11 protein-coding genes are annotated in these 12,660 nt (G+C 70.7%); 7 read left to right on the forward strand and 4 right to left on the reverse strand.

Annotation, left to right across the window (positions count from 1 at the left end):
* Positions 1–9: 9 nt before the first annotated feature.
* Both ACE1OA_RS19090 and ACE1OA_RS19095 read right to left on the reverse strand, forming a co-directional pair.
* Entirely contained in the window at positions 10–1,296 is a 1,287-nt protein-coding gene (locus ACE1OA_RS19090) for an ion channel protein (protein ID WP_356603727.1), read from the reverse strand.
* A 242-nt stretch (positions 1,297–1,538) separates the two neighbouring features.
* Positions 1,539–1,907, reverse strand: a complete 369-nt coding sequence (locus ACE1OA_RS19095) for a YbjQ family protein (RefSeq protein ID WP_356603729.1) — start codon at positions 1,905–1,907, stop codon at positions 1,539–1,541.
* Positions 1,908–2,058: 151 nt separating this feature from the next.
* On the opposite strand from ACE1OA_RS19095, the gene ACE1OA_RS19100 reads away from it, so the two are divergent.
* Positions 2,059–2,754, forward strand: a complete 696-nt coding sequence (locus tag ACE1OA_RS19100; protein ID WP_356603731.1) for a DedA family protein — start codon at positions 2,059–2,061, stop codon at positions 2,752–2,754.
* A gap of 151 nt (positions 2,755–2,905) precedes the next feature.
* Here the strand turns inward: ACE1OA_RS19100 and ACE1OA_RS19105 are convergent, their stop codons facing one another.
* Positions 2,906–4,546 carry a threonine/serine exporter family protein gene (locus ACE1OA_RS19105; RefSeq protein ID WP_432753116.1) on the reverse strand — a complete coding sequence of 547 codons (1,641 nt, stop codon included), beginning with the start codon at positions 4,544–4,546 and terminating at the stop codon, positions 2,906–2,908.
* 120 nt (positions 4,547–4,666) lie between these two features.
* On the reverse strand, positions 4,667–5,161 hold the full coding sequence (locus ACE1OA_RS19110) for an inorganic diphosphatase (protein ID WP_003968257.1): 495 nt from the start codon (positions 5,159–5,161) through the stop codon (positions 4,667–4,669).
* Positions 5,162–5,263: 102 nt separating this feature from the next.
* On the opposite strand from ACE1OA_RS19110, the gene dacB reads away from it, so the two are divergent.
* From dacB to folE, 6 genes are all read left to right on the forward strand, one after another.
* A complete protein-coding gene (gene dacB / locus ACE1OA_RS19115; RefSeq protein ID WP_432753117.1) occupies positions 5,264–6,763 on the forward strand; it encodes a D-alanyl-D-alanine carboxypeptidase/D-alanyl-D-alanine endopeptidase in 1,500 nt (499 codons plus the stop codon).
* 82 nt (positions 6,764–6,845) lie between these two features.
* The gene (locus ACE1OA_RS19120) at positions 6,846–7,976 is read left to right on the forward strand and encodes a zinc-dependent metalloprotease (protein ID WP_432753118.1); all 1,131 of its coding nucleotides are present in this window, start codon (positions 6,846–6,848) and stop codon (positions 7,974–7,976) included.
* A 195-nt stretch (positions 7,977–8,171) separates the two neighbouring features.
* Positions 8,172–9,185 (forward strand): tRNA lysidine(34) synthetase TilS, encoded by a 1,014-nt coding sequence (gene tilS, locus ACE1OA_RS19125; RefSeq protein WP_432753119.1) that lies wholly within the window; start codon positions 8,172–8,174, stop codon positions 9,183–9,185.
* 41 nt (positions 9,186–9,226) lie between these two features.
* Complete coding sequence (hpt, locus tag ACE1OA_RS19130; protein ID WP_132917781.1) at positions 9,227–9,766, forward strand: hypoxanthine phosphoribosyltransferase; 540 nt, start codon at positions 9,227–9,229, stop codon at positions 9,764–9,766.
* A gap of 171 nt (positions 9,767–9,937) precedes the next feature.
* The gene (ftsH, locus tag ACE1OA_RS19135; protein ID WP_356603741.1) at positions 9,938–11,959 is read left to right on the forward strand and encodes an ATP-dependent zinc metalloprotease FtsH; all 2,022 of its coding nucleotides are present in this window, start codon (positions 9,938–9,940) and stop codon (positions 11,957–11,959) included.
* 85 nt (positions 11,960–12,044) lie between these two features.
* Entirely contained in the window at positions 12,045–12,650 is a 606-nt protein-coding gene (gene folE, locus ACE1OA_RS19140) for a GTP cyclohydrolase I FolE (protein ID WP_356776334.1), read from the forward strand.
* The last annotated feature ends 10 nt before the right edge of the window (positions 12,651–12,660 follow it).

Consider the following 12,660-nt stretch of genomic DNA (forward strand, 5'->3'; position numbering starts at 1 on the left):
GACGGGGTGTCAGTGCAGGGAGGCACCGGACGGATCGAGTTCGAGCTGGGGCCGCCCGGTGACGACCAGCCAGGCCGGCAGCGAGGCCAGGCAGAGCAGGGGGAGCACCGGGGGAGAGGCGACGAGGACGGCGGCGATGAAGAGGCTCACCCAGCCCTGCCGGGTGGTCGCGAGGAGGACGCCGAGCACGGCGGAGGAGACGGCGACGGCCGGTGCGATCTCCGGGACGAGGTCCTGGGCGAGCAGGCCGAAGGCGACGCCGATGAACACGGCGGGGAAGATCCGGCCGCCGACGAAGCCGCAGGACGCGGCGACCAGCAGGGCGGCGAGCTTGACCACGGCCATCCGGCTCAGCTCGCCCGGCGTCCAGTCGCCGATGTCCTCGGTGAGCGTCTTGACCTCGTGCAGGCCCTTGAAGAGCGTCAGATGCCCGCCGAGCGTCGCCAGCAGGCCGAGGACGAGGCCGCCGAGCGGCAGCATCAGCATCGGGTGCCGCAGCCGGTGGAAGGCGCGGTGGACGTAGGGGAAGGCGTAGCAGGCGACGAGGCCGAAGACGGCCGCGGCGGTGGCGATGACCATCGCGGCGAGCAGGTCGCCCCAGCCCGGGTCGCTCAGCGGGGGCAGCGACAGGTCGAAGCTGGCGTGCGCGAGCAGGGTCGTGGTCATCGCCCCGGCTCCCGCGGCGACCAGCGGGGCGAAGAGCCGGTCCCAGAGCGATCCGGGGCCGGGTGCGTGCGTGAGGGCCTCGGAGATGACCAGGGCGGCCGCCACGGGGGTCCCGAAGAGGGCGCCGATGGTGGCCGCGGAGGCGAGCGAGACCCACAGGGCGCCCGGCAGGGAGGGCCGGGCCCTGGTGCCGAGCCAGTAGGCGAGGGCGATGTTGGCCGCGATGATCGGGTTCTCCGGGCCGAGGCTGACCCCGCCCGCCAGCGCGAGCGCCGTGGCGAGCAGCAGGCCGGGGACGACCCGCGGGGACATGAGGGCGTCGCCGAGTCCGGTGGAGGCGGGGTCGGGCCCGGCGTGCCCGGAGATCCTCCAGACGACCAGCCCGACCGCGATGCCGGTGGCGGTGAGCATGACGATCATCCAGAGCGACGAGTAGCCGCCGATGCCGAGAGCGTCCGGCAGGGTCTCCCAGAGGACGTGCTGGAACTCCTCGGCCGCCACGCTGATCCCCAGGAACAGCAGACTCGCGGCCACGCCGACCACGAGGGCGGGCAGGATCTGCGGCAGCAGCACCCGCAGAGGGGCCGGCGGCACGGGCGCGGACGCGGATGACGGTGTATCAGTGACCACCGGCTCACCATATGTGAGCAAAAGCCGCATAACATCCCGAGATTCGGGCAGGCACCCACGGCGCGTCGGCGACTCGAACCCACGGCGGACGTGCCGGACACCTCCGCACCGCCGTCCGCGCGAACGCGGCACGGCGGCCGCAGGGGGTGCCCGGCACGTCCGCCCGGCCGGCGGCAGGGGCGGAGGAGCACGGCCGCCGGCTCCGCCCGCCCACGGCGCCCGCCCCGCGACCGCGCCCCGGATCAGCCGCGGGGGGCGATCACGGCCGCGGTGCCGTAGGCACAGACCTCCGTGCCCACGTCCGCGGCCTCGGTCACGTCGAAGCGGAACATCAACACCGCGTTCGCGCCGCGCGCCCGCGCCTGCTCCACCAGCCGTTCCATCGCCTGGTTGCGGGTCTCGACCAGGGTCTTCGTCAGACCCTTCAGCTCACCGCCGATCATCGACTTCAGCCCCGCGCCGATCTGGCTGCCCAGATGCCGGGACCGCACGGTGAGCCCGAAGACCTCGCCGATCACCTGTTGGACCTGGTAGCCGGGGACGTCGTTGGTCGTGACGACCAGCACATCGGACTGCGGACCCTGCCCGCCGCCGTAATCCTCGATGCCCATGCGCATCCACCTCCTGGCCCCCAGCCTCGGGCGCTCCACGCCCTGCCGCATCCTGGAGGGGGCCGGTGGAACCCGGACCCGAAAGAATGCGTTGATACCTTGAGGCGGCCGTACCCCCCGCCCCCACCGACCGAGCAGGAGCCCGGAACCCGTGAACACGCTTGCCCTCGGACCGAGCTGGCTGGACCCGGACTACCTGATCCAGACCTTCGGTCTGATCGGTGTCCTGGTCATCGTCTTCGCCGAGTCCGGCCTGCTCATCGGGTTCTTCCTGCCCGGTGACTCGCTGCTCTTCACCACCGGCCTGCTGGTCACCACCGGCAAGCTGGACACGCCGCTGTGGCTGGTCTGCACCCTCGTCGCGCTCGCCGCGATCATCGGCGACCAGGTCGGCTACCTCTTCGGCCGCAAGGTGGGCCCGGCCCTCTTCAAGCGCCCCGACTCCAAGCTCTTCAAGCAGGAGAACGTCGAGAAGGCGCACGAGTTCTTCGAGAAGCACGGCCCGAAGTCGCTGATCCTGGCCCGCTTCGTGCCCATCGTGCGCACGTTCACGCCGATCATCGCCGGCGTGAGCCGGATGAACTACCGCTCGTTCATCATCTTCAACATCGTCGGCGGTCTGCTCTGGGGCGTGGGGGTCACCCTCCTGGGCGCCTCCCTCGGCAAGATCGACTTCGTGCACGAGCACATCGAGGCGATCCTCATCCTGATCGTCCTCATCTCGGTCATCCCGATCGCGATCGAGTTCCTCCGCGCCCGCTCGCAGAGCAAGAAGGCCGCCCGCGCCCAGGGCGACCAGGGCGACTCCCCGGCCTCCACGGAGCGCGGCCGGCACGCCAAGCGCTAGGCCCCCCGGCCGGACCCTCCCGCGTCCCGCGGCCCCGCAGGCACCCTGCGAGCCCGCGGGACGCCTGCGTCGAGGCCTCGTACGGGACGACCGCGCGGGCGCCCCGCAGGCGGCGCTCCCCGGGATCCCGCCAAGAAGGTCCCGACAGGGCTCAGAAGCCCCTCGTCCGCTTCGCCGCCCGGCGGGCCGCCGCCGCGCGCGGGGCCTGCATGAACAGCCGGGCCAGCTCGCTTCCGAGGTTCACCCCGATGGCGATCGCCAGCGCCAGGGCCGCCGCCTTGGCCAGCGACGCGAAACCCTGGTCCAGGTTGTTCTGCGCAATCGCCAGCACCCCGAAATAGGTCGCCGAACCCGGCAGCAGCGGCCCGATCGCCGCCGTCACGTACGGCAGCGAGGACGTGTGGTGGTAGCGGGCGATCAGCTGCCCGAACAGACCCACCAGACCCGCCGCCACCGCCGTCGCCATCACCGCCGACCCGTCCGCCGTCACCGCGATCGACGCGTACACGACCCAGGCCACGCCACCGTTCAGCGTCGCGAACACCACCGTCTCGCGCGACTGCTGCAACAGGATCGCGAACGTCGCGCACAGCACCATCGCCGCCACGATCTGAATCGCCGGCCGCTCGACCGCGCTCAGCGCGCCCTCCGGATTGAGCTGCGCGTCGAACTGCACCGCCAGGTACAGCACCGACAGCACACCCACCACGATCGCCACGAAGAAGTACCCGACCTCCAGCAGCCGGGCCGAGGCCGTGATGTAGAAGCCGGTCAGACCGTCCTGCACCGCCGCCACCAGGGCCCGCCCCGGAATCAGCGCGAACAGGCCACCCGTGATGACCGCCGACGGCCTCAGATCCGTGTGCAGCAGCGTCAGCAGCACCCCCATCGCGGCCGGCGGCATCGCCGCCACCAGGAACTGGTAGAACTCCGGCAGCCCGCGCCCCGCGCACAGCCACGCCAGCCGGTCGCCCAGCACCGCGCCCAGCGCCGCCACGAAGAACACCATCGTGTCACCGCCCAGCAGCACCGAGGCGGCACCCGCCAGCACGCCCGCCGCCGCCGTCAGCACCCAGCCCGGATACGGGTGCCGGTTACGCCGTATGTCCGCCAGCCGCCGGTACGCCTCCTCCGGCGTGACCTCGTGCGCCTCCGCGTTGATGTCGGCGACCAGCTGGTAGACCGCCGCCAGCCGCGTGTAGTCCGTGCCCCGCCGCCGCACCGTCCGGTTCGCCGTGATCGGATCGTCCACCAGCGACGGCTGGTGCGTGATCGACAGCAGCGTGAACGTCACCGTCGGCTCACACCGGTCCAGCCCGTACGAGCGGCAGATCGCGAACATCGCCGCCTCGACGTCCTCCGCCGCCTCGCCCCCCGCCAGCAGCAGCTCCCCGATGCGCAGGGTCAGGTCGAGGACACGCCCCACGGCCGGCCCGGACTCGTCCTCCTTGCGCGCCTCCGGCACCGGACGCTCGCTCACCGGCAGCCGCAGCATCGTCCGCATCCGGTCCTGCCACGGCGCGTCCACCGGCAGCTTCGCCAGCGGGATGCCGTGCGCCGGCGTGAACGCCGCCGGCGCCTGTTTCACGGAATACGTCGACGGCGTGGCGAACGCCGACCCCTCCGGCTCCGCCGCCGGCTCCGGATGGAAGCCCTCGGGCACGGCGAACTCGGAGGTCGGATGCTCCTCCTCCGGCGGCACAGGCTGCTCGACCCCGGCGGGCGGGGTGAAAGCGCTGCGCGCCTCGTCCGACTGCGGCTTGCGGTCCTCGGGGCCCTCCGGCTCCGCCACTGTTCTCGCCCTCACTCCGCGGCACACACGGCCGAAACCAGTATGAACGCGCGACGGGCGGCACACCCCGAGAGGTGTGCCGCCCGCCGCGTCACAGCTGTACGCCTACCGGAACCCCGATCAGTGGGCGCCGCCCTGCGCCTCCAGGCGCTTGTAGGAGGCCTCGATCTCGGCCTCGGCCTCGGCGCGACCGACCCAGTCCGCACCCTCGACCGACTTGCCCGGCTCCAGGTCCTTGTAGACCTCGAAGAAGTGCTGGATCTCCAGGCGGTCGAACTCGGAGACGTGGTGGATGTCACGCAGGTGCTCCACGCGCGGGTCCGACGCGGGGACGCACAGCAGCTTGTCGTCGCCGCCGGCCTCGTCCGTCATCCGGAACATGCCGATCGCGCGGCACTTGATCAGGCAGCCCGGGAACGTCGGCTCGTCGAGGATGACCAGCGCGTCCAGCGGGTCGCCGTCCTCGCCCAGGGTGTTCTCGACGAAGCCGTAGTCGGCCGGGTAGCTGGTCGAGGTGAACAGACGGCGGTCCAGACGGATGCGACCCGTCTCGTGGTCGACCTCGTACTTGTTCCGCGACCCCTTCGGGATCTCGATGGTGACGTCGAACTCCACGGGTGGCTCCTCCTGAATCAACACATGTGAATGCCTGCGGCAACGCGCAGTGATTAAGTGTCCCTCACGCCTGTGTGTGATCGCGAAAGGGGCTGGTCAGCGATGCCGGAGCCGAGGCTGTGGCAGCTCACGGCGTGCTCTGCCGTACTCGGTCTGGCACTGGCCGCCGGAGCGGTGGCCGCCGCCGGCCCATGGGACACGGGTCAGCGTAAGGCCGAGCGGGCCCGCGCAGCCGCCACCGAGGGGACAGGTGGCGCACATCACGCGCGAACCGGAGCCCCCGCCGGCCCTCCGCGCCCCGCACCGGCCCCCAGCGCCCCCGGCGTCCTCCGCGCCCTCGACACCCCCCGCACCACCCGCCCCGCGGACCTCGCCGCCACCCTCGTCCCCCTCCTCGCCGACCCCGGCCTCGGCCCCCTGCGCACCGCCTCGGTCGTCGACGTCGCCACCGGCAGACAGCTCTACGGCGAGGGCGCCACCACCCCCATGACCCCCGCCTCCACCATCAAGATCGCCACCACCGCGGCAGCCCTCTCCGCCCTGGGCCCCGACCACCGCATCACCACCACCGTCGTCGCCTCACCCGACGGCCGCACCCTCACCCTCGTCGGCGGCGGAGACCCCACCCTCGACCGCGCCCGGCTCACCACCCTCGCCGCCAGCACCGCCCGCGCCCTCGGCCCGCGCCGCACCACCCCCGTACGGCTCACCTACGACACGAGCCTCTACCAGGGACCCAGCCGCCACCCCATCGGCCCCAACGACAACATCGCCCCCGTCAGCGCCCTCATGACCCGCGAAGGACGCCTCGACGACTCCACCCACGGCCCCGCCCCCCGCACCGCCGACCCCGCCGCCGACACCGCCACCACCTTCGCCGGACTCCTCCGGCACGCCGGCGTCCACGTCACCGGCACCCCGACCCCCGGCCGCGCCCCCGCCGTCACCACCCCCCAGGACCACAAGAACCCCGCGAGCCCCAGCGCCACGGACACCGGAACCACGACACCCACGACCGACCCCAAAACCCCCCGGACGGGCACCCTCCTCGCCCGCACCCACTCCGCACCCCTCGCCGACCTCGTCGAACGCACCCTCACCCACAGCGACAACGACCTCGCCGAAGCCCTCGCCCGCCAGACCGCCCTCGCCCACCGGCAACCCGCCAGCTTCACCGGCGCCGCCAAAGCCGTACGCGACGAACTCACCCGCCTCGGCCTCCCCACCACCGGCGCCCACTTCGCCGACGGCAGCGGCCTCTCCCGCGGCGACCGCCTCTCCGCCGCACTCCTCACCGCCCTGCTGACCCGCGCCGCCGACCCCGCACACCCGGCCCTGCGCCCCGTCCTCACCGGCCTCCCCGTCAGCGGCTTCACCGGCACCCTCCAGGACCGCTTCGACACCACCCCCGCCCACACCGGCGCCGGCCTCGTCCGCGCAAAGACAGGCACCCTCACCGGCGTCAACACCCTCGCCGGAACCGTCGTCACCACCGACGGACGACTCCTCGCCTTCGCCTTCCTCGCCGGCCGCACACCCTCCCCCGCCACCGCGCAGCCCGCCCTCGACCGGCTCTCCGCCGCCCTCACCGCACCCCGCTGACCCGCCGAAGACCCCCACCCGAACCACACCGAACCCGCTCCAACCCCCTCCCGAACCGGCGCCGAGAACGTACGGTTGACGCATGACGAGCATCGGTGGTGCCGAGATGGTCGACTGGAACCTCGCGGTCGCGACCGCGACCCGACTCCTGCGCCCGGGACCCGAGGTGACCCGCGACGAAGCACGCGAGGTCGTCGCGGAACTCCGCCGGCACGCCAAGGCGTCCGAGGAACACGTCCGCGCCTTCACCCGGATGGTCCCCGAAGGCCACGAACCACGGGACACACCCGTCCTCGTCGTCGACCGCGCCGGCTGGGTCCGCGCCAACGTCGCCGGCTTCCGCGAACTGCTCGCGCCCCTCCTCGACAAGATGCAGGAACGCCGCTCCACCACCACCGGCGGAGCCATGCTCGGCGTCGTCGGAGGCAAGGTCACCGGCGTCGAACTCGGCATGCTCCTGTCGTTCCTCGCCTCCCGCATCCTCGGCCAGTACGAGACCTTCGCCCCCGCCACCCGCGAACTCCCCGCCGGCGACAACGGCGGCGGACGACTCCTCCTCGTCGCCCCCAACATCGTCCACGTCGAACGCGAACTCGCCGTCGACCCCCACGACTTCCGGCTCTGGGTCTGCCTCCACGAAGAGACCCACCGCACCCAGTTCACCGCCGTCCCCTGGCTCCGCGACCACCTCCAGGGCGAGATCCAGTCATTCCTCGGCGCCACCGAGGTCGACCCGTCCACCGTCCTCGAGCGCCTGCGCGAAGCCGCCCAGGCACTCGCCGGAGGCCGCCCCGAAGGCGAGGAGGGAGAACCCTCCCCCTCCCTCGTCGAACTCGTCCAGACCCCCGAGCAACGCGAGATCGTCGGCCGCCTCACCGCCGTCATGTCCCTCCTCGAAGGACACGCCGACTACGTCATGGACGGCGTCGGACCCCACGTCGTCCCCTCCGTCGCCGAGATCCGCGAGAAGTTCCAGCAACGCCGCGCCCGCGGCGCCTCCCGACTCGACCTGGCCCTCCGCCGCCTCCTCGGCCTCGACGCCAAACTGCGCCAGTACCGCGACGGCGAACGCTTCGTCCGCGCCGTCGTCGACCAGGTCGGCATGGACGGCTTCAACCGCGTCTGGACCTCCCCGAACACCCTTCCGACCAAGGCCGAGATCGCCGCACCCGCCGACTGGATCGCGAGGGTGCACCGTAAGGCAGACTCCTGAGACGGGAGCGGCGGACGGCAGAAGAAAGCCCCACCAATCACCCATCCGAGGGACCATAGGCGAAGAGCAGGCGTGCAATGCTCGGTAAACGGCCGGGTTCTGTCACCATCGACGCACTCTGAGTGACCGAACCCCCTCTTCCGACCGTTAAGTCTCCGACCGAGGCACCCCACTCCTTCACGAAGGGCACCGGACATGGGTCCCCATCCTGCGGTCGCGGCGATACGCCTGGCGGTCCGCCGCGTACTCCACGACATCCTCACCGAACACCACACCGACACCGGCGAGCCCACCACCGAGCCCCTGGTGCTCGTCGCCTGCTCCGGCGGCGCCGACTCCATGGCACTCGCCTCCGCACTCGCCTTCGAATCCCGCAAACTCCCCCTCCGCGCCGGCGGCATCACCGTCGACCACGGACTCCAGGACGGCTCCGCCCAACGCGCCGCCGAAGTCGCCGACCGCATGACCGCACTCGGCCTCGACCCCGTCGACTCCCTCGCCGTCACCGTCGGCCGCCAAGGCGGACCCGAAGCCGCAGCCCGCGACGCCCGCTACGCCGCCCTCGACGCCGCCGCCGAACACCACGGCGCCACCGCCGTCCTCCTCGGCCACACCCGCGACGACCAGGCCGAAACCGTCCTCCTCGGCCTCGCCCGCGGCTCCGGCATCCGCTCCCTCTCCGGCATGGCCGCCGTCTCCGGCACCACCCGCCGCTACCGACGCCCCTTCCTGGAACTCGACCGGCAGACCGTCCGCAAAGCCTGCGTCGCCCAGGAACTCGCCGTCTGGGACGACCCCCACAACACCGACCCCGCCTACACCCGCTCCCGACTCCGCCACGAAGGCCTCCCCGCCCTCGAGAAAGCCCTCGGCAAAGGCGTCGTCGAAGCCCTCGCCCGCACCGCCCAGCTCTCCCGCGACGACGCCGACGCCCTCGACTCCTGGGCCGCCGACGCCGAAGCCTCCGTACGCGACGACACCGGCCGCCTCGAATGCGCCAAACTCTCCGGACTGCCCCCCGCCGTCCGCCGCCGCGTCCTCCGCCGCGCCGTCATCGCCGAGGGCGCCCCCGCCGGCTCCCTCTTCGCCCGCCACATCGAAGAGGTCGACCGACTCATCACCGGCTGGCGCGGCCAAGGAGCCATCAATCTGCCCGGCCGCGTCGAGGCACGCCGGCAGGGTGGCAGACTGGTCATTCGGCAAGGCTGACGCAAGCTGCAACGAAAGTGACCCGGGTGAACGAGAAGGACATGGGCACCGACCTCAAGTCGGTGCTCATCACCAAGGAAGAGATCGACGCGAAGCTGGCCGAGCTGGCCGCGAAGATCGACGCAGAGTACGCGGGCAAGGACCTGCTCATCGTCGGAGTCCTCAAGGGCGCCGTGATGGTGATGGCGGACCTGGCACGCGCCCTGTCCACCCCCGTCACCATGGACTGGATGGCCGTCTCCTCCTACGGAGCCGGCACCCAGTCCTCCGGAGTCGTCCGCATCCTCAAGGACCTCGACACCGACATCAAGGGCAAGCACGTCCTCATCGTCGAGGACATCATCGACTCCGGCCTGACCCTGTCCTGGCTCCTGTCGAACCTCGGCTCGCGCGAGCCCGCCTCCCTCGAGGTCTGCACCCTGCTCCGCAAGCCCGACGCCGCCAAGGTCGCCATCGACGTCAAATGGATCGGCTTCGACATCCCCAACGAATTCGTCGTCGGATACGGACTCGACTACGCCGAGAAGTACCGCAACCTCCCCTTCGTCGGCACCCTGGCACCCCACGTCTACGGCGGCTGACCCCACCGGACCCCAACCCGCGAACCAGGGAACCAGCACCGCCTTCCCGCCGTTGGAGCAAGGGAAGGCGGTCTCCGGCCCTCATGCTGGGGTACCGTCCGAAGAACAGCTTTTTCTCACAGCAGCATTTACCTACGGGCAGGAGGGACGGAGCGTACCCGCTCCGTATGGATGGACGTGAAGCGATACTTCCGTGGGCCGGTCATGTGGATCGTGCTGGCCGTCCTCGCCGTGGTCGTGCTGATGCAGGTCGTCGGCTCGTCCGAGGGCTACAAGACGGTGGACACCAGCAAGGTAGTCCAGGCGATCAATGACAAGCAGGCCAACCAGGTCAAGCTGACGACCGGCGACGAGCAGGTCATCAAGGTCGAGCTCAAGAAGGACGCCGACAAGGACAAGTACGGCGGCAGCACCAAGATCCAGGCCAGCTACATCGGTGACCAGGGCGCCAACCTGACCACCACCCTCCAGGAACAGTCCGCCTCCGGCGCACTGGACAAGGGCTACACCGTCTCCCCCGAGCGGCAGAGCCCCTTCCTCTCGATCCTGTTCTCGCTGCTCCCCTTCGTCCTCATCGTGGTCGTCTTCCTCTTCCTGATGAACCAGATGCAGGGCGGCGGCTCCCGAGTCATGAACTTCGGGAAGTCCAAGGCCAAGCTCATCACCAAGGACACCCCGAAGACCACCTTCGCCGACGTGGCGGGCTCCGACGAGGCCGTCGAGGAACTCCACGAGATCAAGGAATTCCTCCAGGAACCGGCCAAGTTCCAGGCCGTCGGCGCCAAGATCCCCAAGGGCGTGCTCCTCTACGGCCCGCCCGGCACCGGCAAGACCCTCCTCGCGCGCGCCGTCGCGGGAGAAGCGGGCGTGCCGTTCTACTCGATCTCCGGCTCCGACTTCGTCGAGATGTTCGTCGGCGTCGGCGCCTCCCGGGTCCGCGACCTCTTCGAACAGGCCAAGGCGAACGCCCCCGCGATCGTCTTCGTCGACGAGATCGACGCCGTCGGACGCCACCGCGGCGCCGGCCTCGGCGGCGGTCACGACGAGCGCGAGCAGACCCTCAACCAGCTCCTCGTCGAGATGGACGGCTTCGACGTCAAGGGCGGCGTCATCCTGATCGCCGCCACCAACCGACCCGACATCCTCGACCCGGCACTCCTGCGCCCCGGCCGATTCGACCGGCAGATCGCCGTCGACCGCCCGGACATGCAGGGCCGCCTGGAGATCCTCAAGGTCCACCAGAAGGGCAAGCCGGTCGCCCCGGACGTCGACCTCGGCGCCGTCGCCCGCCGCACCCCCGGCTTCACCGGTGCCGATCTCTCCAACGTCCTGAACGAGGCGGCGCTCCTCACCGCCCGCTCGGACAAGAAGCTGATCGACAACCACTCCCTGGACGAGGCGATCGACCGCGTGGTCGCGGGCCCGCAGAAGCGGACCCGGATCATGTCGGACAAGGAGAAGAAGATCACCGCGTACCACGAGGGCGGACACGCCCTGGTCGCCGCGGCATCCCCGAACTCCGACCCCGTCCACAAGATCACCATCCTGTCCCGCGGCCGCGCCCTGGGCTACACGATGGTGCTCCCGGACGAGGACAAGTACTCGACCACGCGCAACGAGATGCTCGACCAGCTCGCCTACATGCTGGGCGGACGCGCCGCCGAGGAACTCGTCTTCCACGACCCGACCACGGGCGCCGCGAACGACATCGAGAAGGCCACCACCACGGCCCGCGCGATGGTCACCCAGTACGGCATGACCGAGCGACTCGGCGCCATCAAGTTCGGCGGCGACAACACCGAGCCGTTCCTCGGCCGCGAGATGGCCCACCAGCGCGACTACTCGGAAGAGGTCGCCGCGCTGGTCGACGAAGAGGTCAAGAAGCTCATCGAGACCGCGCACAACGAAGCGTGGGAGATCCTCGTCGAGAACCGCGACGTCCTCGACAACCTCGTCCTGCAGCTCCTCGAGAAGGAGACGCTGGGCAAGGAGGAGATCGCCGAGATCTTCGCCCCCATCGTCAAGCGCCCGGCCCGCCCCGCCTGGACCGGATCGGCCCGCCGGACGCCCTCCACGCGTCCGCCGGTGCTCTCCCCCAAGGAGCTGGCCCTGACGAACAGCGCGAACGGCGCGACCCCGGTCGACACCACCAAGGCGATCGAGATCGCCCCGGAGGACACCCCGGAGTCCTGACCCGGAATGGATGCCGCGCCCCCCAGGTTTTAGCCTGGGGGTGCGCGGCATTTCGCGTACTCAGGGCAGACGGAACGAGGCACAGATGACCGACCCGGTGACGCTGGACGGCGAGAGCACGATCGGCGAGTTCGACGAGAAGCGCGCCGAGAACGCCGTGCGCGAGCTCCTCATCGCGGTCGGAGAGAACCCTGACCGCGAGGGGCTCAAGGAGACGCCGGCGCGGGTTGCACGTGCGTACAGGGAGCTCCTGGCGGGGATGCGGCAGGACCCTGAGGATGTCCTGACGACGACGTTCGACCTGGGTCACGACGAGATGGTCCTGGTGAAGGACATCGAGTTGGTTAGCTTCTGTGAACATCATCTTCTCCCGTTCCACGGTGTGGCCCACGTGGGCTACATTCCGGCGGATTCCGGGAAAATCACAGGTCTCTCCAAGCTTGCGCGACTCGTGGACGTCTTCGCTCGCCGCCCGCAGGTGCAGGAGCGGCTCACCACGCAAATCGCAGATTCGCTCATGCGAATTCTTGAGGCGCGGGGGGCTATCGTCGTGATCGAGGCCGAGCACATGTGCATGTCCGTCCGCGGCATCCGCAAGCCGGGCGCGAAGACGACGACCTCGGCGGTACGTGGCCAACTGCGTGACGCTACTACGCGAGCCGAGGCCATGTCCCTGATAGTGGCACGTTAGTCGCGGACCT

The sequence above is a fragment of the Streptomyces sp. JL2001 genome (assembly GCF_050917515.1).
In the GTDB taxonomy this organism is placed as follows: domain Bacteria; phylum Actinomycetota; class Actinomycetes; order Streptomycetales; family Streptomycetaceae; genus Streptomyces.

Excerpts from the sequence above, each read along its gene's own strand:
- ftsH (WP_356603741.1), top strand. The coding sequence starts at position 9,938 with ATGGACGTGAAGCGATACTTCCGTGGGCCGGTCATGTGGATCGTGCTG.
- ACE1OA_RS19120 (WP_432753118.1), top strand. The coding sequence starts at position 6,846 with ATGACGAGCATCGGTGGTGCCGAGATGGTCGACTGGAACCTCGCGGTC.
- hpt (WP_132917781.1), top strand. The coding sequence starts at position 9,227 with ATGGGCACCGACCTCAAGTCGGTGCTCATCACCAAGGAAGAGATCGAC.
- ACE1OA_RS19095 (WP_356603729.1), bottom strand. The coding sequence starts at position 1,907 with ATGGGCATCGAGGATTACGGCGGCGGGCAGGGTCCGCAGTCCGATGTG.
- tilS (WP_432753119.1), top strand. The coding sequence starts at position 8,172 with ATGGGTCCCCATCCTGCGGTCGCGGCGATACGCCTGGCGGTCCGCCGC.
- folE (WP_356776334.1), top strand. The coding sequence starts at position 12,045 with ATGACCGACCCGGTGACGCTGGACGGCGAGAGCACGATCGGCGAGTTC.
- dacB (WP_432753117.1), top strand. The coding sequence starts at position 5,264 with ATGCCGGAGCCGAGGCTGTGGCAGCTCACGGCGTGCTCTGCCGTACTC.